We start from the raw sequence: 21,616 nt of genomic DNA, 5'->3' as shown, positions 1-21,616 counted from the left end.
GGATCCTCAGGAGATGTAGGCGCCGCCGTTGATGGACTGGGTGGTGCCGGTGATGTAGCCGGCGTCGGGGCCGGACAGCCACACCACCAGCGCGGCGATCTCCTCGGGGGAGGCCTGGCGGCCCATCGGGATGGAGGCGTTGATGGCGGCCTCCGACTCCTCGGTGGCATCGGCCGCGCGGATGTTGGTGTCCGCGGCGCCGGGGGCGATGGCGTTGACGGTGATCTGGTGCGGCGCCATCTCGCGGGCCAGGGAGCGGGTCAGCCCCAGCACCCCGGCCTTCGCGGCGGAGTACGGGGTCTTGGAGAAGACGCCGCCGCCCTGCTGCGCGGAGACGGAGGACATGTTGACCACGCGGCCGTACCCGCCCTCGAGCATCGCCGGCAGGAAGGCGCGGGAGGTGTAGAAGGAGCCGGTGAGGTTCACCGCGATGATCGTGTCCCACAGCTCGTCGGTGACCTCGAGGAACGGCACGGGAGAGGCGATCCCCGCGATGTTGGCGAGGGCGCCGACGACGGGCAGCTCGGAGGCGGCGATCTGTGCGGCCACGTCGTCCACGGCGGCGCTGCGGGTCACGTCGACGGCGAACCCGGCGGTGGGGACGCCGTGCTCGGCGGCGACCTCCTCGGCGACGGCCTTCGCGCCCTCGCCGTCGCGGTCGAGGATCGCCACGGCCCATCCCTCCCGGGCGAAGCGGTGCGCGGTCGCGCGGCCGATGCTGCGGGGCGCGGCACCGCCGGTGACCACGGCCGTGCGCTGCACGGTCTGCTGGTCGCCGGTCTGGGGGGCGGGGGCGGGAGTCGTGTCGTTCACCGCGGGTCCTCTCACATCGTCGTGGCGCCGCGCTCGGCGCGGGCCGCCCGGGACGCCGGGCGGAGCTTCTGGGAGGAGACGCTATGCAGTGGCCCCGGCACGGACAATCGGTCCGACCATCCCCGGACGAGGCTCGCGGACATCGCCGCAGGCCACAGGCATGGAAGATCCGCACTATTGGTCAGACCAATCCTGGTCGCCGCCTTCCGTCCCCGCATGCCACCCTGCCGGTTTCCCGCATGCCGCCCCGTCGGCGCTTCCGTCCCCCGTCGCGCCGTCCGCCGCCACCTCTCCCGTCGTGCCGCCTGCGCGCCCCCGCACGCACCGGCCCCGTCTCGCGCGGCGTCCGCAGATCATTGGTCGACCAATTTCTGTGCCCTGCTGTCCGCCCCTGACCTGCGCCGTCATCCGGTGCAGGCCCTCAGGCGGCGGGCGGGACGCGTTGCCGCGGCGGGGTCGGCGTGATTCGATCCTCTCGCCCGTCCCCCACGACCGAAGGAGGTCCCATGGACTCCGATGCCCTGGAGTTCCTGGACACGCTCGTGCGGGAGGGGACCCGGACCGAGAAGGGGATCCGTCTGCCCACCGAGCGGCGCCTGGCGGAGATCAGCGGCCTGTCCCGGTCGCAGGTGCGCGAACGGCTCTCGGGCCTGCAGATGCTGGGCATGCTGCAGAAGGTCCAGGGCTCCGGGAACATGCTGGTGGATCCGTCCACCAGCGGGACCGGCAACGTGTTCACCCTGATGCAGCGGGCGGGCCTCGTCTCGACCGCGCAGATCGCCCAGGCCCGCGAGATGCTCGAGATCGCGATCGCCCCGCGGATCCTCGAGCACGTCACCGAGGCCCAGATCCTGGCGCTCGAGCAGACGGTGCACGACATGATCGACGCCTCCGCCGCGCGGGACTTCGCCGCCGGGCTGAAGGCCGATCACGACTTCCACCTGGCCCTGTTCGACATCCTCGACAACCCGATCATGACCTACATGGTCGGGAGCATGAACCAGGCCCTGCACGACCTGCTGCTGGAGCGCCGCCGCGTCGTCATCAGCCGCGAGATCGCCGAGAACGGCGGCGTGATCCCGGAGATGTTCACCACCGACGAGGTGCACTTCGAGATCACGCGGGCCCTGCGTTCCCGCCGCCGCGAGGCGGTGAGCGCCGCGATGGTCGAGCACTTCGAGCGCTGGCGCCGCGTCTCGCGCCCGCGCCCCCACACCGCCCCCGCCCCGCGAGGAGAGACATGAGCACACCGCAGACCCCGCCCGTCCCCGAGGCGTCCGCCGGGCCGCCCGCCCCGCAGGCCGCATCGGCCCCGGCCTCGGCCCGGGACACGGCCCTGGATCCGGAGCGCATCGCCCGCATCCAGGAGGCCGCCTATCGGATCCGCCGCAACTCCCTGATCCAGGCGGAGGTGCAGGGCCAGGGCTACATCGGCCAGGCCCTGGACATCGCCGACGTGCTCGCGGTGCTGTTCACCGACCAGCTGCGCCTGGATCCGCTGGACCCCGAGTCCGAGGACCGGGACCGCTTCCAGCTGAGCATCGGCCACTACGCGCTGGCGCTGTACGCGGCGCTCACGGAGGCGAAGTTCTTCCCGCTCGAGGAGCTGGAGACCTACGCGACCGACGACTCCCGCTTCCCCATGTCCTCCATGCGCACCTACACCCCGGGCGTGGAGATCTCCGGCGGCTCCCTGGGCCACGGTCTCGGCATCGCCAACGGCGTGGCCATGGGGCTGAAGCGCAAGGGATCGGACCGGTTCGTCTACAACCTGCTCTCCGACGGCGAGCTGGGCGAGGGCTCCACCTGGGAGGCCGCGGCGGTCGCCGGGCACCACCGGCTGGACAACCTCATCGCGATCGTCGACTTCAACGACCAGCAGGCCGATGGGAAGAGCACCGACATGCTCTCCATGGAGCCGGTCACCGACAAGTTCGAGGCCTTCGGGTGGATCGCCCGCCGCTGCGACGGCAACGACGTCGCCGCCGTCCTCGCCGCCCTGATCGAGCTGCGCGAGATCCAGGGCCCCCGCCCCCGCGTGCTCATCGCCGACACCCGGCTGGGCAAGGGCGTCGACTTCCTCGAGGACCGCGAGAAGCTCCACTTCATGCGGGTCGAGAAGGAGGAGTGGGCGCGCGCCCACGAGACGCTGAAGCAGTCGCACGAGGCGCTGGTCGCCTCCCCGCAGAAGGACGACGCCCGATGAGCACCACCACCCCGAAGCTGACCAGCGGCGCCATGAGCGTCGACATCGCCAAGGAGGGGCAGCGCACCGTCGCCGCCCCGCTGGGCCACGCGCTGCTGGAGGCGGCGCGGGAGGACGAGCGCATCGTCGGGCTCTCCGCAGACCTCGCGAAGTACACCGACCTGCACATCCTCCGCGACGCGATGCCGGAGCGCTTCTACCAGATCGGCATGGCCGAGCAGGCGCTGCTGGGCGCCGCGACGGGCCTGGCGATGGAGGGCTTCATCCCCTTCGCGTCCACGTATTCGGTGTTCGCCACCCGGCGGGCCTACGACTTCCTGTGCCTGGACATCGCCGAGGCGGACCTCAACGTCAACATGGTCTGCGCGCTGCCGGGCCTGACCACCGGCTACGGCCCCTCCCACCAGGCCACCGAGGACGTCGCGATCCTGCGCGGCATGCCGAACCTGACCATCGTGGACCCCTGCGACGCGATCGACATCCAGCAGGCCGTCCCCCAGCTGGCCGCGAGCGACGGCCCCACCTATATGCGGCTGCTGCGCGGGAAGGTGCCCGCGGTGCTCGACGAGTACGGCTACTCCTTCGAGCTCGGGAAGGCGACGATGATCCGCGAGGGCGGGGACGTCCTCATCATCTCCACCGGCCTGATGACCGAGCGCGCGCTGGAGGCCGCAGCGCAGCTCGAGAAGGACGGCGTGGGCGTGGCCGTGCTGCACTCCCCCACCCTCAAGCCCTTCGACGAGGAGAGCGTCGTCGCCGCGCTCGGCAAGGGCCGCCTGGTCCTCACCGCCGAGAACCACTCGGTGGTCGGCGGGCTGTTCGACGCCGTGGCCCGCACCCTGGTGGGCCGCGGGATCGGCGAGAGGGTCACGCCCATCGGCCTGCCCGACGCGTTCCTCGACGCCGGCGCCCTGCCCACCCTCGAGGACCGCTACGGCGTGTCCACCGCGAAGATCATCGAGCGGATCCGCGAGCTGCTCTGAAGCGCGGCTCCTTCGCCTGTTCCCACCCCGCCCCTACCGTGTCGACCACAGCTTCCCTCCAGTGGAGGTGCTGGTTGGTGATGTGCGAAGGCGGGGCGGACTCGGACGACCGATGGTGATCTCCCGCCATGTCAGAAGATCGGAGAGACCCCAGACTCTCGTAAAATTCAAGTCCATCCTTCAGGCAATACTATTCACCAGGTCGGCCCGAACAGCCTTTCCGAGTCGACACGAAGCTTTCGGGCGACCGCCCGTACTTCGCGACGCTGCTCGACATCTCGGGTCATGTAGGAAACAATCCTAGCCGCCTTGAGCAAGAAGAACGGCAGTAGGCGTGTTGCCAAAATACTCTCGATGCCCGGCGAGGCGGAATCCCGAAAGGCCGGCGAACCGTCCGGCTTCTCGAGGATGTACTCGTCGGCAACATGGATCCCGGGGTGCGAGAGCTCGGACAGCATCCGATAGTAGGCGTACATCTCCGGGAGACCGAGGGCGTCCGTCATCTTCTCGAAACTTCTGAGATGCTGAGACTCCGCGACATCAAGCTTGCTCCAGTCCGGAATGGCTGTCGACATACCTTCCGGAATGAGGGCACTCTTCACCATTGCTTCCCTCAAGTTCTTGCGATTCCGATCCGCCTCATTGATGGCGGCTTCGGCCGCATCCTCGAACCGGTCCATCCACACGACCCAAATACCCGTCTCCAGCGCTTCTCGGGCGACCGGAACCAGTGTAATCGGCAACGATTCGGGAAGATAGGGGCGCACCGTCTTAACAAGTTGGAAAAGGTGCTGTGTGAGCGTGACGATGACTGCGGCTTGACGTTGCGTCTTTGAAAATTCTCTGCGCGGATTGAGCCGAATGGATCCGATCGCAACCCAACGCTCCCAGATCCCCAGTAGCTCATCCATTGCGTCGACTAAGTCATCGAGCTCGAGGTCGGCTGGCCTGCTCGGTTCATGGGACATGCCCCTATCATCCCCTATCAGCACGACTCGCGGCAGCAAGAACTCGGTGGCCAGCCAGTTGAGTGCACACGCCCACCAGGCTGACTTCTACTCGGCGGGCCCGAACCTGCCGCAGCCTTCGGTGGTCAGCGAGTAGGCACTGCTCGGAACGGTGATCTCGACGCGGAACGCGCTCGAGATGAAGTTGTTGTCGATGATGTCGCCATCCTCGTCCAGGAGCTCCCAGTAGCAATTCTCGACCGGGCTGTCCTCGCGCTCGAGCACGTAGGTTCCGGGCTGGACGTCTTCTCCGACCCGGTAGGTGCCGTCGAAGAAAACGCGACCCTCGGCGATGAGTCGGTCCTCGACGATCGAGGCCTCGATCCGATCGCGCACGACAGGCGCGTCGGGATGATCGGGACAGAGCACGAGGGCGGCCGCGAGCTCGGCTTGCTGGCCATCGCTGTAGGTGTTGAGATCTCCGCCGTACCCGAGGCCCGGCTTCGCGCAGAGCAAGTACAAGGTCGAGATGTCCCCGTTGTCGTAGCCGGCGGCCTCATAGGCCTCAGCCTCGACGTCCATCCACTGCGACCTCGAGACGCGATCGACGTCGCAGCTGTATCGCTGCTCCGCGGGTGCGGCCCAGGCTTCCTCCAGGCTCGAGAACTCCTCTCCCCCAGCCTCGCCCTCGGCGTGGCAGGAGATCTCCAGCGCTCGCATCATCGGATCCGTCGGAGTCGGCGTCGTGGTGGCCGCCTCCGTCGTCTCGGTGATGATCGGGGCCTTGGTCGTCGCCTTGACCACGGCTGCCGGCGTGCTCTCTGGAGAAGGAACGGCCTCTGGCTCCGCGGTACCGCACGCGGCGAGAGCGAGCACGGCGAGGGTGACCGCGAAGCCGCGACGGATGTGGGTGGTCATGAGGCGATGCTCCCAGCCCCTTGGTGACGACCCGGTCTCGACCGGGCCTCAGTTCGGTCACAACCGGCGCGGGCGGCCCTGAGGACGGCTCACCACCGCATCCTCGGCCTTCGTCAGGTGCCGCTAGATCAGCTCGAGCACCGGCCCCTCGTGCACCGCCCGGTAGACGCGGTTGCGCAGGGCGTTCGCCTCGGCGGCCCAGAGCGTGGACTCCAGGGGGCGCAGCACGATGCGGATCAGCAGGTTCTCCTGCTCGGGGCCGATGCCGAGGCGCTCCCGCGCCGCGGCCGGCAGCTGCGCGGCCGGGGTACGGGAGAGGATCGAGACGGACTCGAGCAGCTCGGCATCGTCCCCGAGGGCGGTGCGCACCCGGTCGCCGAGGGTTTCCTCGTCCTCCCCGGCGGGCAGCACCACGGACAGGTCGCGACGGGCGGCGGGCTGGGAGGAGACGGGCCGCCACGGCGCGAGGTCGCGCATCTGCGCGAGGACCCGCGCATCCCGCGCCCGCAGCAGGCGGATGTCAGGGATCTGCTTGCGCAGCATGAGCGCCCGGTCCAGGCCCATGCCGAGCGCCAGCCCGGACCATCGGCGCGGGTCCAGGCCAGAGCGCTCGAGCACCGCCGGATGGATGCGCCCGCATTCGGCGATCTCGAGCCACTGCCCATCCAGCAGCACGTCGATCTGGCGGCCGCCGTGGGTGTACGGGTGGGTGGCGGGGGTCAGGCGGCGCCGCGCGCCGGGCAGCACGGCCTCCACCACCGCGTCGATCATGGCGAGCATGTCGGCGTCGGAGGTGCCGGGGTCCTCGCGCAGCCGCCACAGGTCGACCTGATGGGGCTCCCCGACGTGGCTGCGGTCCACCGCGTCGCGGCGGTAGACGAGTCCGGGCACGACGATCAGCTCGTCCACACCCTCGCCCTCCCGGCCCCGGTACTCCTCGAGGATCGCCGGCAGCTGGGCGCTGGTGTGGCTGCGCAGCATCGTGGTCGGCGAGAGGTACCGGGTGTAGCGGCGGGCGCGGGTGACGTCGTCCGGGGCGTAGCCCAGGCGGTCGTAGTTGTCGCGCACGGGGACGATGGGCGGGGTGCGCACGGTGCGGACCGTCCCGCCCCCGGACGGGCGCAGGGCGTCGGTGACGGCGGCGAGCAGCAGCTGCATGGCGTGCTGCCCCTGGCCGGGGTCGGTGAGGTCGCGCAGGGTGAGGGCGCGGTGCAGCTGCTCAGGGGTGAGGTAGTCGTCCGGCGTCGGGGCCGGGAGGGCAGGGGCGGGAGCGGGGTGGGCGGTCATGAGGGTCTCCTGCAGGAAGCGGTCCGATCGGGGCGGGTGCTCCCCCGGCCGTGCCTGCGCGGACCCGGCGCCTGCTCAGCGCAGCATCAGGACCCCGCGGCCGTCATCGGCCGGGGGTCGGGAAATCGCTGCATGCGCCTCATGGTCCGGAAGGGTAGCACCGCCCCGCGCCGGCGGTCGGGGCCGGAGCGGGGCGGTGCGCCGCATCGCGCGGATCCCTCGGCACCCTCGCGGGGCCGCGGGGCCGCTGCTCAGCGGGCGATCTGCCGATGGATCCCGAGGTCGACGCGCCCGGGCAGCAGGTCCTCGCGCAGCGCGCGGGTGCCCCGGTAGTCGCCCTCGCGCAGGGACCGGAAGGGGACCGGCCGCTCGGCGTCGATCCCGGCCAGGCGCTCCCGCAGCCGGTCGACCTCGTGCGCGACGCCCTCGGCCCCGAGCGCGTCGGCATCGGTGACGAGGTGGATGTCCAGCACCTCGATGCCCACGTACCAGAGCGTGCCGTGGGTGAGCGGGAACAGCAGCGACTCGATGTCCCCGCTGATCCCGCGCGGGCCGATGGAGGCAGGGTCCTCCCCCGCCGTGACCACCACCAGCGCCCGCCGGCCGGCGAGGCCGCCGTCCCCGTAGCGCCGCGGCACCGCGAGCTCCGGGTCCATGTCGCCGTAGGCGAAGCCCTCGGTGAGCACGCGGTCCAGCCACCCCTTGAGGATGGCCGGCGTGCCGTACCACCACAGCGGGAACTGGAGGACCAGCAGATCGGCGGCGGCGAGCTTGCGCTGCTCCTCGCGCACGGGCTCGGGGATCTGCCCGGCGGCATGGGCCTGCGCGATCCGGGTGGCCAGGTTCCCGGCCTCGGTCGCGCGGTCGCCGGCGTCCTGCGTGCGCAGCACCGGGTCGAAGCCCTGCCGGTACAGGTCGCTGCGGAGCACCTCGCCGCGACGGGCGAGCGCCGCCGTGCCGGCGCGGAACAGCTGGTCGTTGAAGGACCCTTCCTGCGGGTGCGCATGCACCCACAGCGAGGTGCCGGGGGTCGGGGCGTGGGCGAGCAGCGCCGGGGCGAGGTCGGGCGAGGCGGCGTGTCCGGGGGTCGAGGGGGTGTTCGTCGTCGGGGTGTTCGTCGTCGTCATGCGACCCAGCCAACCAGCACGATGCGAGACGCTGAATATCGCAGAATCTCGCAGCGATGCGCGAGCGTCTACGCTGGGGGCATGGACGCTCTGACCCGCCTGATCGAGCGCATCCGCGCCTCGGGTGCGCTGCTGGGCACGAACCTGCTCACCCCGCCGTGGCGGATCCGCCTGGACGAGGGCGCGACCATGACCGTGGTGACGATGCTGCGCGGCAGCGCCTGGCTCGAGACCGGGGACGGCCCGCCGCGGCTCCTGGCCCCGCGGGACCTCGCCGTCGTCACCGGGCCGCGCGCGTTCTCGGTGACCAGCGATCCGGACTCCCCCGCGCCTCCCCGGTACGTGTGCCTGGCCGATGGATCATGCACCGATGCGCACGGCGCGGCGCTGCCCGAGAGCGAGATCGGGCTGGCGACGCGCGCCTGCGGGGATCGCCTGGACGCCGAGCACGCCCTGTTCACGGGGTCGTTCGCCGCGACGGGGCGGCTCACGCGGCGCCTGCTGGGCGGCCTTCCGCGCGTGCTGGTAGTGCCGGCGGAGCGCCGGAGCCGCGCGCCGATGGACCTGCTCGAGGAGGAGCTGCGCCGTGACGAGCCCGGGCAGCAGGCCGTGCTGGACCGCCTGCTGGACCTGGTGCTCATCGGGGCGCTGCGCGACGGGCTCGCCCACCCGGAGGACGCCCCCGACGGCGCGGCGGCACCGGCCTGGTTCTCCGCGGCGGCGGACCCGGTGGTCGGCCCTGCGCTGGAGGAGATCCACGGCAGTCCGGAGCTGCCGCACACGGTGGCGTCCCTGGCGGATCGGGCGCAGGTCTCCCGCGCCGCGTTCGCCCGCCGCTTCCGCGACCTGCTCGGGGAGTCCCCCATCGCCTACCTCACCGGGTGGCGGCTGTGCCTGGCCGCGGACATGCTGCGCGAGGGCGAGGACACCCTCGAGACGATCGCCCGGCAGGTCGGCTACTCGAGCGCCTTCGCGCTGAGCACGGCCTTTCACCGGGAGCACGGCGTCCGGCCGAGCGCCTACCGGGCCGAGGCCGTCAGCGCCTGACGACAGCGGCCGGCGCCGGACCGGCTCCGCCCGCGCCCGGCCGCCGCGCAGGCCGGCGGCCGTAGTCTGGGCGCACACGAGAGCGCGCCGCACGGCGGCATGAGGGGAGAGCACCGATGAGCGAGAGCACCGACCTGACCGGCATCGAGTTCGCCGACGCGCAGGGCGCGACGCGGACCCTGCAGGACTACGCCGGCGGGCCGGTCCTGATCGTCAACGTCGCCTCGCGGTGCGGCCTCACGCCGCAGTACGCGCAGCTCGAGCAGCTGCAGCGTGACTACGGCCCGCGGGGCCTGACGGTGCTGGGCTTCCCCTGCAACCAGTTCATGGGCCAGGAGCCCGGCACCATCGAGGAGATCCTCGAGTACTGCTCGACCACCTGGGGCGTCTCCTTCCCGATCCTCGACAAGATCGAGGTGGGCGGCGAGGACGCGCACCCGCTCTACCGGGCGCTCACGCAGGTCCCGGACGCCGAGGGCACCGCCGGCCCGGTCCAGTGGAACTTCGAGAAGTTCCTGGTCACGGCCGATGGGTCCGTGACCCGGTTCCGGCCGAAGGTCACGCCGGATGCGCCGGAGGTCATCGAAGCCATCGAGGCGGCGCTCCCCCGCTGAGCGCCCCGCGCCCCGGCCGCGCAGAGCAGTCCGTGGGCTGCTCCTGCTCCGGCCGCTACTCCTGCCCGCCCCGTCCCGGCTGTGCGGCCGCGAAGGCGGGGAGTACGACGTCCTCCCGCAGCGCGCGCCGCGCGGCCTCCGGGCCGAACCCCGCGTCGAGGCCGGTCAGGACCGTGCGACGGACGTCCTCGAGGGACCAGTCGAAGGCCTCGGCGAGCCGGGCGAGCTCACGGCTGGTGCAGGTCCGGCTCATGAGGCGGTTGTCGGAGCTGATCGACAGCGGGATCCCGGCGCGCAGCAGGGCGTCGGCGGGATGCGCGGCCATCGTCTGCGCCGCGCCGGTCTGCAGGTTGGAGCTGGGGCAGACCTCGAGGCAGATCCCGTCCTCCCGCACCCGGGAGGCGATCGGGCCCGGCCGCCCCTCCGCCGAGAGGTCCTCGGCCAGCCGCACGCCGTGGCCCAGCCGTTCGGCGCCGCTGTCGAGGGCATCGCGGATCGAGGCGAGGCCATCGGCCTCCCCGGCGTGGACCGTCACGCGCAGCCCGGTCTCCCGGGCCCGGGCGAACTGCTCCCGGAACGGGGCGGCGGGGAAGCCGAGCTCGGGCCCGGCGAGGTCCACGCCCCACACGCCCTGCTCGCGGCGGGCGGCGGCGACGTCGACGAGCTCCGGGTCCGCCGGGAGGTGGCGCAGGAAGCACAGCAGCTGGCCGACGAGGAGGGGCCGGCCGGCGGCGCGCGCGGCGGCCATGCCCTCCTCGAGCCCGGCCTGGACGGCGTCGACCGCCTCGGCGAGGGTGAGGCCGCCGGCCAGGTGCTGCATCGGCGCCCAGCGGGTCTCGGCGTAGACGACGCCGTCGGCGACCATGTCCTCCACGAACTCGCGGGCGATCCGCCGCAGCGCGGGGGCGGTCTGCATGAGCTCGAGGGTGCGGGAGAACGTCGCGAGGTACCGCTCGAGGGAGCCGGAGTCGGCGGACTCGGCGAACCAGCGGGCGACCGCGTCCGCCGGGCCCTCGGCCTCGCCGCCGCCTGCGGCAGATCCCGCCGCGGGTGCGGACCGGTCGGGAGCATCGGCCGAGGGCGGGAGGATCCCCTGCTCACGGCACAGGTCCAGCACGGTCTGCGGGCGCAGACCGCCGTCGAGATGGTCGTGGAGCACGACCTTCGGCAGGGCGCGCAGGGACTCGAGGGGCAGCGGCATGGGCTCTCCTGGCGGGGGCATGGGGTCGGCGAGGGCGGGGGTCCAGTCTGCCATCGGCCGCTCAGGGCTCCGCGCGGTGCCTCCAGGTCGAGTCGAGGTCGAGCGGGGCACCGCCGAGGGCGGCGATCACGTGGCGCTCGTAGTCCGGGATCGGCGCGGGCAGCGCATCCAGCGCGAACCAGTCCAGGCCCGCGCACTTGTGGGGCTCGACGATGCGGGGCTCGCCCTCCCAGCGGTCCGCGCACCAGAACCAGTCCACCCGCTGCTCGATCGGGGCGTCGGTGCCGTCGGTGCGCTGCATGACGGTCAGCAGGGCGAGGTCCTCCGGGGCGATCCGCACCCCCAGCTCCTCGCGGGCCTCGCGCACGGCGGCGTGCCGGGCGGCCTCGCCGAGGTCCACGTGCCCGGCGGCGCCGGCCACCCAGTGCCCGTCGCGGTAGCCGGTGTTCGCGCGCTGCTGGAGCAGCACCTCGACCCGGCCGCCGTCGCCGCGCCGGCGCAGGTAGACGTAGGAGGCGGGGATCAGGGCGGGGTGCGCGACCATGCCCGGACCCTACCCGGGGACCGGGGACCCCTGGCGCAGGCGAAGCGCTTCGACTAGTGTCCCGTGTCATCCGAGTCACAGTGGACGTGAACCGGACGTCGGCCGCCTGCCGCTGCAGGCCCCATCGGCCCTGACTCCTCATCAGGGCGGCCATGACCTGGAGATGTTCCCTCACGAAGGAGTGCGTGGTGCACCGATCCCTCCCCTCTGCCCCGAAGCGAAGCGCTTCGATCCTCGCGGCCTCGGCGCTCCTGCCGCTGTGCCTCGCGGGCCTGCCCGCCGCGGCCGATGCGCCCGGCGCCCGCCCCGCCGGAACGACCCCGGTGACGACCGCCGGCCTCACCTCTCCGCTGCGGCCGGGCCCCCGCGACCCGGCGCCCTCGCGCCCCGCCGTCGCCGGCTACACCTGGGGGAACGTCCAGATCGAGGGCGGCGGCTTCGTCCCCGGCATCATCTACAACCCCACCGAGGACGGGCTGGTGTACGCGCGCACCGACATCGGCGGGGCCTACCGCCTGGACCGCGAGGCCGACCGCTGGGTGCCGCTGCTGGACCATGTGGGCTGGGACGACTGGAACCGCAACGGCGTCCTCAGCCTGGCCACCGACCCCGTGCGCACCGAGCGGGTCTACGCCGCGGTGGGGATGTACACCAACGAGTGGGACCCGGACCACGGCGCGATCCTGCGCTCCGAGGACCACGGCGAGACCTGGCAGGCGACCGAGCTGCCGTTCAAGGTCGGCGGGAACATGCCCGGGCGCGGCATCGGCGAGCGCCTGCAGATCGACCCGATGGACCCCGACACCCTGTACTTCGGCGCCGAGGGCGGCAACGGCCTGTGGCGATCGACCGACGCGGGCGTCACCTGGGCGGAGGTCGAGTCCTTCCCCAACGCCGGGGACTTCGTGCCGGTGCCCGGCAGCGAGTGGAGCTACGAGACGCAGAACGTGGGCGTGCTGTGGACGGCCTTCGACACCCGCGGCGCCGTCGCCGGCGAGGGCTCGCGGACGATCTTCACCGCCGTCGCCGACACCGAGGACATCCTGTACCGCTCCGACGACGGCGGCGAAACCTGGGCCCCCGTCCCCGGCGCCCCCACCGGCTTCCTCCCCCACAAGGGCGTCATCGACGAGGCCAGCGGCAGCCTGTACCTCACCACCTCGAACACGGCCGGTCCCTACGACGGCTCCGACGGCGAGGTGTGGCGCTACTCGATCGACGACGGCACCTGGAGCGACATCACCCCGCCGCAGCGCCCCGTCGGCGGGGACTTCGGCTTCTCCGGGCTGAGCGTGGACGCCTCCGACCCCGACACCCTCATGGTGACCACCCAGATCCAGTGGTGGCCGGACATCCTCATCTTCCGCAGCACCGACCGCGGCGAGACCTGGACGCCGATCTGGGACTACACGACAGGGCAGGACGGCGAGAGCGTCCTGGAACGCCGCTACACCCAGGACATCTCCCGCGCCCCGTGGCTGACCTTCGGGGCGCAGCCCTCCGAGCCCGTCGCCGGGGCGGAGCCCTCGCCGAAGCTCGGCTGGATGGCGGAGTCCTTCGAGATCAACCCCCACGACCCCGACGAGGCCATGTACGGCACGGGGGCGACGATCTACCGCACCGAGAACCTCACCGCCTGGGACGAGGAGGGCGGCACCGTGCGGATCAGCGCCCAGGCACAGGGCATCGAGGAGACCGCGATCCAGGACCTCGTCGCCCCGGAGGGCGAGGTCGACGTGCTCTCGGCGATGCTGGACCTGGGCGGCTTCGTCCACGAGGACGTCGACACGGTCCCCGGCATGATCACCGACCCGTACATGGGCGGCTCCACCAGCGTCGATGCGGCCGGCGCCGCCCCGGAGGTGCTCGTGCGGGCGGGCACCGACGGCTCCGGCGTGCACCGCGTGGCCGTCTCCCGCGACGCCGGCGGCAGCTGGGCCGCGGGCTCCCCGGTCGAGGGGGCGCAGGGCCCGGGCCTGGTGGCCGTCACGGCGGACGGCGGCCGGATCGTGTGGTCCGTCCCCGGCATCGGCGTGCAGGTCAGCACCGATGGCGGGGCCACCTGGACGGCCTCGGCCGGGATCTCCGGCGCGGCGCGCGTGGAGGCGGATCGGGTCGATCCGCAGCGGGTGTACGCCTGGAGCGAGGGCACGTTCCTCACCTCCCACGACGGCGGGGCGAGCTTCGCCGCGAGCGCCGGGGCCGGCGCGGGAGATGCCCCCGGGGCATCGGCCGCCCTGCCCGTCCGGGGCGAGGTGCGCTTCGGCGCCGTGCCCGGGGCCGAGGGCGAGGTCTGGCTCGCCGGCGGCGCCGAGGGCGAGCCGTACGGCCTGTTCCGCTCCCGCGACGGCGGGGACACCTGGAGCGCGCTGCCCGGCTTCGACGCGGCCGATGCGGTCGGCTTCGGCAAGGCGGCGCCCGGGGCGAGCACGCCCGCGGTCTACGTCTCCGGCGAGCGCGACGGGGTGCGCGGCATCTTCCGCTCGATCGACGGCGGGGCCGGGTGGACGCGCATCAACGACGACCAGCACCAGTGGGGCCGCACCGGCTTCGCCATCACCGGCGACCCGGACGTGTTCGGCCGCGTCTACATCGCGACCAACGGCCGCGGCATCGTGATGGGCGACATCGACGTGGCCGGGAAGGCCGACGGCCGTCCGGGGCGCGGCCGCGGCTGACCGGGCCCCATGTGGCGGGGCGGCATCGGCTGTGGAAGCCTGAGCACCTGAGCGCCGGCATCCCGGGATGCCGCCCCGACCCCCAGGAGAGCCCCATGACGTCCGCCCCCTCCGCCCCGTCCACCGCTGCGCGGGACGCCGCCCCGATCCGCACCGCGATCCTCGGCTACGGGCTGTCCGGGCGCATCTTCCACGGGGCGTTCCTGCGGCTCGATCCCGCCTACCGGGTCGCCGTCGTCGCGACCTCGAACGCGGAGCGCGCCGCCCAGGCCCGCGAGGACCACCCGGGCGTGCGGATCATCGCCGATCCGCTCGAGGTCGTCGACCACGCCGCCGATCTCGACCTGGTGATCGTCTGCTCGCCGCCAGCGGCGCATGTCGAGCACGCCTCCGCCGCCCTGCGGGCCGGCCTCGACGTGGTCGTCGACAAGCCCTTCACCCCCACCAGCGCCGAGGGCGAGGCGCTCATCGGACTCGCCGCCGAGCAGGGACGCCGGCTCTCCGTCTACCAGAACCGCCGCTACGACGCGGACTTCCTGACCCTGCGCGGCCTGCTCGAGGACGGCGCGCTCGGCACCGTGCACACCCTGGAGTCCCGCTTCGAGGGCTGGAAGCCGGCCGGCGGGCGCGGCTGGAAGGCGCACACCTCGGCCGCGGCCGGCGGCGGGATCCTCTTCGACCTCGGCGCGCACCTCATCGACCAGGCCGTGCAGCTGCAGGGACCGGTCACCGAGATGCTGGCCGATGTCCGCTGCGTGCTCGGCGGCCCCGACGACGTCGCGCACCTGATCCTCACCCACGCCTCCGGCGCCGCCTCCTACCTGACGATGACCAGCCTCTCCGCGATCGAGGGGCCGCGCTTCCTGGTCAGCGGCGACCGCGGCGCCTGGCGCACCGAGGGCAAGGACCCGCAGGAGGCCGCGCTGCGCTCCGGCGTCCAGCCCGATGCGCCCGGTTTCGGGGTCGAGTCCGAGGCCGAGCGCGGGCGGATCAGCACCGGCGAGGGCACCACCCCGACCCCGGCCGGCACCGGCGACTACGGCCGCTACTACCGCGAGCTCGCCCAGGCCCTGCGCACCGGCGGGCCGCTGCCCGTGGACCCCGCCGACTCCGTGGAGGTGCTGCGGATCATCGAGGCGGCGCACGCCGGCCGGCGCACGGTGTTCTCGTGACCGCGGCGCCGCGCACCGCCGTCGTCCTCGGTGGAGGCGCCCTGGGCACCTCGGTCGCCATCCACCTCGCCCGGGCGGGCGTGGCGGTCACCCTCGCCACCTCGGGCGCGCTGTACGACGGCGCCTCCGGCCGTTCGCTGTCCTGGCTGAACTCGGCCGGGGACCGCAGCGCCGCCTACCACGCGCTGCGCCTGTGCGGCATCGACCGCTACCGCACCCTCTTCGCCGCCGATCCGACCCGGGACTGGCTGCGGTTCCCGGGCGGGCTGTGGTGGACGGCCGATGATCCCGGCGGCGCCGCGGAGACCCGCGCCCGCCACGACGTCGAGACCGCCCGCGGGTACGCCTCGCAGCTGCTGACCCGCGAGGACGTCGCCCGCACCGTCCCCGACCTGGATCCCGAGGCCGCCGCGACCGCCTCCATCCTCAACCCCGGCGAGGGATGGGTGTCCCTCCCCCACCTCGTCGAGCATCTCGCCGCCGAGCTGCGCGGGCGCGGCGGGGAGATCCGCACCGGTCTCGGCGAGTGCGCCCTGATCGTGGAGGACGGCCGCGCCGTCGGCGTGCGCGACGCCGCCGGCTCCGCGCTGCGGGCCGATGCCGTGGTCGTCGCCTGCGGCGCGGGGACATCGGCCGTGATGGCGCGGGCCGGCGTGGAGATCCCGGACGCCTCCCCGCTGTCGATGCTGGTGACCACCGAGCCGGCCGATGTGCGCGCGCCCGTGCTGAACACACCGCGGGCGGCGGTGCGCCCGAACCCCGGCGGCACCTTCTGCGTGGACCACGACTGGTACGTCGACCGGATCCTCGAGCACGAGGACGGCCGCTGCACCGTCGACGAGGCGGTCGTCGAGGAGCTCCTCGCGGAGGCCTCGCGCCTGTTCGCGCCGGGCACCCGGCTGCGCGCCGCCGGCTGGGCGGCGGGCCGCAAGCCCATCCCGGCCGACGGCGAGCCGGTGCTGGGCGCCGTCTCGGCGCTGCCGGGCTGCTCGGTCGCCTTCACCCACTCGGGCGCGACCCTCGCGCTGATCGCCGGGGAGACCGTCGCCCACGAGGTCGTCACCGGCCGCCGCCACCCGCTGCTGGCCGAGTTCACCCCCGACCGCTTCGCCGCCTGATCACCACGGCACGACCCCGTCGACGTCGAAGAACGTGCCGGTGGGGCCGTCATCGGGCAGCGTCGCGGCCCGGATCGAGCTGACCGCCCCCTCCTGCGGGGTCTTCGTGCCGCGGTGCCCGTTGAGGTCGGTCGCGACGAATCCGGGGCAGACGGCGTTGATGAGGATGCCGCTGCCCTCGAGCTCCCGGGCGTACTGCACCGTCACCGCGTTCAGCAGCGTCTTCGACGGCGAGTAGGCGACGGCGATCGGTCCGGTGTTCTCCTGCGGGTCCTGCTGGCGGGTGAGGGACCCGGCGCTGCTGGAGACGTTCACGATCCGCGGTGCCGGGGATCGGCGCAGCATCGGCAGCATCGCATTGGTGACCCGGACGACGCCCAGCACGTTGGTGTCCAGCACCCCCGTGAAGACGTCCAGATCCACCGAGGTCGGCATCTGATCGAGATCCCCGACGATGCCGGCGTTGTTCACGAGCACGTCCAGCCCGCCGCCCTGCCGCTCGACGATCTCCGCGGCACGCATGACGCTGTCGGTATCGGTGACATCGAGCGGCACCTCGAAGGCGTCCACCCCTTCCTCTCGGAGCCGGGCGACAGCCTCCCGCCGCCGCTGATCATCCCGAGCGCCCACTCCGATCTTCCAGCCCAATGCGCCCAGGCCACGGGCGGTCTCGAATCCGATTCCCTTGTTCGCGCCGGTCACCAGCGCTGTTCTCTTCTCGCTCATACGATGAGGCTAGGCTGGCTCCGCCCGGGGAGTCCAAGACCGATCCGGGCACGATCAATACCCGTGACGCAACGATGTGGGGGCGACATGCTGGAGACCCGCGAGCTGACGTACTTCCTCGCCGTGGCGGAGGAGCTGCACTTCGGGCGCGCGGCCGGGCGCCTCGGCATCGCCCAGCCGCCGCTGTCCCGCGCGATCCGACGGCTCGAGTCGCAGCTGGACGCGCAGCTGTTCGAGCGCACCAGCCGGTCCGTCGCGCTGACGCCCGCCGGCCGTGTGCTGCGGGAGGAGGCCGGCAGCGCGCTGACGGCGCTCGAGGCCGCCGAGCGCCGCACCCGTCGCACCGCGCGCGCCCTCGCCGAGCGGCCCTCCGTCGCCCTGGCCACGAAGGCGGGAGCATCGGTCGACCTGCTGACCGACCTCCTGGACCGCTACGCGGCGGCCGACGGCGCCCGCGTCGAGGACGTCGACGTGCTGCTGTGCGGCATCGGCGAGCAGGAGCAGATGCTGCGCGACGGCCGCGCGGACCTCGCCCTGCTGCACCTGCCCTTCGACTCCGTGGAGGGGCTGGACTACGAGGAGATCCTCGTCGAGCCGCAGGTGCTGGTCCTGCCCCGCCGGCACCCCGCCGCCGAGGCGCCGGAGCTGAGCCTCGCCGAGGCGTCCGCCCTGGAGGACCTCCCTCTGGCACGGTTCCCCCGCGGCAACGGCGGCCATGACCCCGGGCCCGGGCCGACGTTCACCGATCACGTCCAGCTGATGCAGCTGATCCGCATGGGACGGGCCGCCGTGGTCCTCCCCGCCTCGGTGCGCACCCAGCTCGACCCCTCGCTGGCCTGCGTGCCGGTGCCCGACGCCCCCGCGGTCACGACCGTGCTCGCCTGGCCCCCGCACAGCCGCTCGCGTACGGTCGCGGCGCTGGTGCGGGCCGCCGTGCGCCTCGCCGAGGAGCATGCCTCGATCGCGCCCGCCGTCGCCCCCGCATAGCGGACCTGCTCCATCTCGTGGCTCTCATCGGCCGAGCGCGGCCTGGGCCTCCTCGAGGTCGATGAGGTCGGCCATCGTCATCGAGCCGCGCCGAGGGGACGTGGCCGCGTGCTGCGCCGCGAGCGCGGTGAGCCGGCCGGTCGCCTCGGACTGCCCGACCCCGTCGACCTGCAGGGTCGCTCCGGTGCGGCGGTTGCGAACGAGGACATGCCACCGGTCGCTCCCGGCATGCGGCACAGCCCTCAGCAGGCCGCGCAGCCGCGGGATCCTGCCGACCGCGCCGAGGGCCGCGGTCAGCGCCGGCGAGCTGAGCGCGAGATAGGACCGCACATCGATGCCCCGCTGCGCGCGGAGCAGGACGTGATCGGGGAAGTCCGCGCGGAGATAGTGGCGGGACCTGCCATCGCGCCCGACCGCGCGCGTGCTGGAGCGCAGGTTCCGCACCGGTCGACCCTCCGGGGGCCGATGGACGTCGGCCCCGACCAGGGACGCCGTCCACGCGACGGCGGCGGGTCCGTGCGCTTCCCCGGATCCGAGCATGAGGAGGACGTCGACGTCGTCGCCGGGACGCGGCTCGAGCGACGAGACGAGGACGGTGCTCAGTCCGGGCACCAGCCCTGCGCCCAGCACGACGGCGCCCGATGCCGCCGTGCGCAGCTCCTCCAGGTATGCCCCGGTGGCCGAGATCTCGACAAGGGGCGTGCCGCCGACGGCGGCGGCGAGCTCGGCCCGTTCGATGCCCGCGGCGTTCACGACGACGTCGTGAGACCGGGACAGACGGGACAAGGCCGCGAGGTCGCCGCGCAGGTCGACGACGGCGTCCGCGTCGGCGTGCCGGCTCGCCCCGGTCACGGTGTGGCCCTGCCGGGTGAGCTCTCGCCGGACCACCTGTCCGACGGCGCCGCGGGCACCCAGCACCAGCGCCCTCATCGCGCGAGCTCCTGGCCGGGCCGCGGAGCTCGCGGATCGACGGCCACCGCCGCATCGGTCCGCGCCGGCTGCCCCGCGCTCCCGGGCCGGCCGGGATCGGCACCCGGACCGCCGTCGCCGGCCCCGACACGGGTGCTGACGGCGGCACCGCCGTCCGCTCCGACTGCGATCAGGAGGACCACGGCTCCGCTGGCGATCACGACGATCCAGCCCGCGACCGTGGACGGCGCGACACCGCCGGCGGCGGGCCCGACGACCAGGGTGCCGGCCAGGGCGATGCCGATCGCGGTCCCGACCTGCCGAGCGGTGGAGGCGATGCCGCCGGCGACGCCCGCACGGTCCGATGACAGGGCGCCGACGGCCGTGCTGGTGATCGGGGCGTTGGCGAACCCGACGCCGATCCCGACGAGGAGGGAGGAGAGCAGAAGCAGCGCCGAGGGGTCCTGGCCCAGGGCGAGAAGCGCCGTCGGACGGGTCGTGAGCAGGAACAGGACACCTCCAGCGGTCAGCGCGGAGCCGGCGATCAGCAGGGGCGGGCGGGGCCCGATCCGCCCGACGAGGGCACCGGAGAGCGGGGCGCAGACGGTGGCGCCCAGCGCCATCGGCAGGATGACCGCCCCGGCGTCCAGCGGAGACCAGCCCTGGGTCTCCTGCAGGAGGGCCGTGCTCATCAGCAGCGTCATGCTGAAGGCGAGGAACACGGCCACGGCTGCCAGCACAGCCCCCGCGAACTGCGGCGACCGGAACAGGGAGGGCTCGATCAGTGGCTCCCTCCGGCGCGCCTCCCCGAGGACGAACGCGGCCGAGAGCGCGACGAGCGCGCCGTACCCGAGGATCGCCCACGGCGAGCCCCAGCCCAGTCGCCGCCCCTCGATCAGCAGTGCCACCCCGAGGACCAGGATCAGCACGAGAAGGACCTGCCCCACCGGATCGAGCCGACGAGCCCGCCGTCCTCGCGATTCCGGGACCACGGCCGCCACCAGCAGCAGCGCGACCAGCACGACGGGGACGTTGATCCAGAACAGGGCGCGCCAGTCCAGCAGTGCGAGAAGAGCCCCTCCGGCGACCGGTCCGACCGCCATGCTGAGCCCGAAGACCGCTCCCCACACGCCGATGGCCGAGGCGCGCTCACGCGGGTCGGGCATCGCGTTCACCACGATGGCCAGGGCGACCGGCGAGAGCATCGACGCCCCTGCGCCCTGCACCGCGCGGGCGGCCACGAGGATGCCGGGCGCGGGCGCGGCGGCGCACGCCAGCGATGCCGCCGCGACGGTGATCAGCCCCGTCCGGAACACGCGACGGCGACCGAAGCGGTCCGCCAGGGCCCCGGAGCTGATGAGCAGTCCCGCGAAGACGACCGTATAGGCGTCCACGACCCATGCCAGGCGATGTCCCTCGATGCCCAGGCCGCGGCCGATCTCCGGCAGCCCCACCGTCACGATCGTCGTGTCCAGCCCCACCAGGAACAGCGCCAGCGCACAGACCCCCAGCACGGCCCACCTCCGGCGGGCGCTCAGGCCGCCACCTGCGGCACCGGTCTTCTCCGTCATCCGGGCATCGACCTCTCATCTCGCGCCCGCCGGGTCGACGGGCTCACCAGGTCCGACAGAGCGCCGGACCGGGATCATCCTGCGCGGACGAGGAGCGGCTGCCGAGCGATCTTGCAGATCCTGCACACTGTTCGCATGGAGACCCCTGTCGCGGAGATCATCGATGGCATCGGCCCGAGGCTGCGCGCGATGCGCCTCGAACGCGGCCTGACCCTGGCGGACGTCGCCGAGCGGACCGGCCTCTCGCAGAGCGGGCTGTCCCGGCTCGAGACGGGCCACCGCCAGCCCACCCTCGACCTCCTGATCCCCCTGGCGGAGATGTACCGGGTGTCATTGGAGCGGATCATCGCCGCGCCCGCGACCGGGGACCCCCGCATGCATCTGGTGCCGCACCGCCACGCGAGCGGCGGAGTCGTCGTGCCGATCACGCGGTATCCCGGCCGGATCCAGGTCTTCAAGCACGTGCTGGGACCGCGCGAGCCGCGCCTGACGAGCCACGAGGGACACGCCTGGCTCTTCGTGCTCGCCGGGACCCTCCGGCTGCTCCTCGGGGAGGACGAGCACCTGCTCGCACCCGGGGAGACCGCGGAGTTCGCCGCGTCGACGCCGCACTGGTTCGGTCCCGCGGACGGGAGCTCCGTCGAGATCCTGCACCTGTTCGGGCCCCGGGGCGACGCCGCCGTCCCCCGGGTCTCGCCGCGCGGCGCGGGCCGTCCGGCCGGGGACCGCTGAGCATCGGCCCTGACATGCCGCGAGGCCGGCGGACCA

The 21,616-nt window shown here is 73.2% G+C and carries 20 protein-coding genes; 10 read left to right on the top strand and 10 right to left on the bottom strand.

Features of this window, described 5'->3' with window-relative positions; genetic code table 11:
* Nucleotides 1–6 precede the first annotated feature (6 nt).
* Nucleotides 7–813, bottom strand: coding sequence for an SDR family NAD(P)-dependent oxidoreductase (locus BF93_RS08085; protein WP_084148369.1), 807 nt, complete (start codon nt 811–813; stop codon nt 7–9).
* A gap of 506 nt (nt 814–1,319) precedes the next feature.
* Here BF93_RS08085 and BF93_RS08080 point away from each other — a divergent pair.
* Genes BF93_RS08080 through BF93_RS08070 form a run of 3 tightly spaced genes read left to right on the top strand, consistent with a single transcriptional unit; the run spans nt 1,320 to nt 4,002 of the window.
* Nucleotides 1,320–2,057 (top strand): FadR/GntR family transcriptional regulator, encoded by a 738-nt coding sequence (locus tag BF93_RS08080; RefSeq protein WP_038371792.1) that lies wholly within the window; start codon nt 1,320–1,322, stop codon nt 2,055–2,057.
* Complete coding sequence (locus BF93_RS08075) at nt 2,054–3,019, top strand: transketolase (RefSeq protein ID WP_051486688.1); 966 nt, start codon at nt 2,054–2,056, stop codon at nt 3,017–3,019. Before BF93_RS08080 ends, BF93_RS08075 begins: the two co-directional genes overlap by 4 nt.
* Nucleotides 3,016–4,002: a transketolase family protein gene (locus BF93_RS08070; RefSeq protein ID WP_038371790.1), complete on the top strand. Its 987-nt coding sequence runs from the start codon at nt 3,016–3,018 to the stop codon at nt 4,000–4,002. The genes BF93_RS08075 and BF93_RS08070 overlap by 4 nt, the downstream gene beginning before the upstream one ends.
* 194 nt (nt 4,003–4,196) lie before the next feature.
* Here BF93_RS08070 and BF93_RS08065 read toward each other — a convergent pair whose 3' ends face one another.
* From BF93_RS08065 to BF93_RS08050, 4 genes are all read right to left on the bottom strand, one after another.
* Nucleotides 4,197–4,970, bottom strand: a complete 774-nt coding sequence (locus tag BF93_RS08065) for a hypothetical protein (RefSeq protein ID WP_038371789.1) — start codon at nt 4,968–4,970, stop codon at nt 4,197–4,199.
* 87 nt (nt 4,971–5,057) lie between these two features.
* On the bottom strand, nt 5,058–5,867 hold the full coding sequence (locus BF93_RS08060) for a hypothetical protein (RefSeq protein WP_038371787.1): 810 nt from the start codon (nt 5,865–5,867) through the stop codon (nt 5,058–5,060).
* Nucleotides 5,868–5,990: 123 nt separating this feature from the next.
* Nucleotides 5,991–7,154: a PheS-related mystery ligase SrmL gene (gene srmL, locus BF93_RS08055; protein ID WP_051486687.1), complete on the bottom strand. Its 1,164-nt coding sequence runs from the start codon at nt 7,152–7,154 to the stop codon at nt 5,991–5,993.
* Nucleotides 7,155–7,405: 251 nt separating this feature from the next.
* Nucleotides 7,406–8,281, bottom strand: coding sequence for an NAD(P)H-dependent oxidoreductase (locus BF93_RS08050; RefSeq protein ID WP_084148368.1), 876 nt, complete (start codon nt 8,279–8,281; stop codon nt 7,406–7,408).
* A gap of 81 nt (nt 8,282–8,362) precedes the next feature.
* Here BF93_RS08050 and BF93_RS08045 point away from each other — a divergent pair, with 81 nt between their 5' ends.
* Nucleotides 8,363–9,328 carry an AraC family transcriptional regulator gene (locus BF93_RS08045; RefSeq protein WP_038371786.1) on the top strand — a complete coding sequence of 322 codons (966 nt, stop codon included), beginning with the start codon at nt 8,363–8,365 and terminating at the stop codon, nt 9,326–9,328.
* A gap of 116 nt (nt 9,329–9,444) precedes the next feature.
* Nucleotides 9,445–9,942: a glutathione peroxidase gene (locus BF93_RS08040; protein WP_038371784.1), complete on the top strand. Its 498-nt coding sequence runs from the start codon at nt 9,445–9,447 to the stop codon at nt 9,940–9,942.
* Between the two features lie 55 nt (nt 9,943–9,997).
* Here BF93_RS08040 and BF93_RS08035 read toward each other — a convergent pair whose 3' ends face one another.
* Nucleotides 9,998–11,143: an adenosine deaminase family protein gene (locus BF93_RS08035; RefSeq protein ID WP_038371783.1), complete on the bottom strand. Its 1,146-nt coding sequence runs from the start codon at nt 11,141–11,143 to the stop codon at nt 9,998–10,000.
* A gap of 61 nt (nt 11,144–11,204) precedes the next feature.
* Nucleotides 11,205–11,687, bottom strand: coding sequence for an NUDIX hydrolase (locus tag BF93_RS08030; protein WP_038371782.1), 483 nt, complete (start codon nt 11,685–11,687; stop codon nt 11,205–11,207).
* A gap of 188 nt (nt 11,688–11,875) precedes the next feature.
* On the opposite strand from BF93_RS08030, the gene BF93_RS08025 reads away from it, so the two are divergent.
* The 3 genes from BF93_RS08025 to BF93_RS08015 all read left to right on the top strand — a co-directional run bounded on the left by BF93_RS08025 (nt 11,876) and on the right by BF93_RS08015 (nt 16,655).
* Nucleotides 11,876–14,365, top strand: a complete 2,490-nt coding sequence (locus tag BF93_RS08025; RefSeq protein WP_156954088.1) for a WD40/YVTN/BNR-like repeat-containing protein — start codon at nt 11,876–11,878, stop codon at nt 14,363–14,365.
* A gap of 95 nt (nt 14,366–14,460) precedes the next feature.
* Nucleotides 14,461–15,537: a Gfo/Idh/MocA family protein gene (locus BF93_RS08020; RefSeq protein WP_051486685.1), complete on the top strand. Its 1,077-nt coding sequence runs from the start codon at nt 14,461–14,463 to the stop codon at nt 15,535–15,537.
* On the top strand, nt 15,534–16,655 hold the full coding sequence (locus BF93_RS08015) for an NAD(P)/FAD-dependent oxidoreductase (RefSeq protein ID WP_038371781.1): 1,122 nt from the start codon (nt 15,534–15,536) through the stop codon (nt 16,653–16,655). Before BF93_RS08020 ends, BF93_RS08015 begins: the two co-directional genes overlap by 4 nt.
* Here the strand turns inward: BF93_RS08015 and BF93_RS08010 are convergent, their stop codons facing one another.
* Nucleotides 16,656–17,381: an SDR family oxidoreductase gene (locus tag BF93_RS08010; RefSeq protein WP_038371780.1), complete on the bottom strand. Its 726-nt coding sequence runs from the start codon at nt 17,379–17,381 to the stop codon at nt 16,656–16,658.
* Nucleotides 17,382–17,468: 87 nt separating this feature from the next.
* Between BF93_RS08010 and BF93_RS08005 the strand changes: the two genes are divergently transcribed.
* Nucleotides 17,469–18,368 carry a LysR family transcriptional regulator gene (locus tag BF93_RS08005; RefSeq protein WP_198025381.1) on the top strand — a complete coding sequence of 300 codons (900 nt, stop codon included), beginning with the start codon at nt 17,469–17,471 and terminating at the stop codon, nt 18,366–18,368.
* Nucleotides 18,369–18,392: 24 nt separating this feature from the next.
* Here BF93_RS08005 and BF93_RS08000 read toward each other — a convergent pair whose 3' ends face one another.
* Nucleotides 18,393–19,298: an NAD-dependent epimerase/dehydratase family protein gene (locus BF93_RS08000; RefSeq protein WP_038371779.1), complete on the bottom strand. Its 906-nt coding sequence runs from the start codon at nt 19,296–19,298 to the stop codon at nt 18,393–18,395.
* Nucleotides 19,295–20,848, bottom strand: coding sequence for an MFS transporter (locus BF93_RS07995; protein ID WP_084148367.1), 1,554 nt, complete (start codon nt 20,846–20,848; stop codon nt 19,295–19,297). The genes BF93_RS08000 and BF93_RS07995 overlap by 4 nt, the downstream gene beginning before the upstream one ends.
* Nucleotides 20,849–20,983: 135 nt before the next feature.
* Between BF93_RS07995 and BF93_RS07990 the strand changes: the two genes are divergently transcribed.
* Entirely contained in the window at nt 20,984–21,580 is a 597-nt protein-coding gene (locus BF93_RS07990) for a helix-turn-helix domain-containing protein (RefSeq protein ID WP_051486684.1), read from the top strand.
* The last annotated feature ends 36 nt before the right edge of the window (nt 21,581–21,616 follow it).

The organism is Brachybacterium phenoliresistens, assembly GCF_000576425.1.
GTDB classification, from domain to species: Bacteria; Actinomycetota; Actinomycetes; order Actinomycetales; family Dermabacteraceae; genus Brachybacterium; species Brachybacterium phenoliresistens.
The sequence above is the reverse complement of the archived record's forward strand: the minus strand, read 5'-3'. Positions and strand labels throughout refer to the sequence as shown.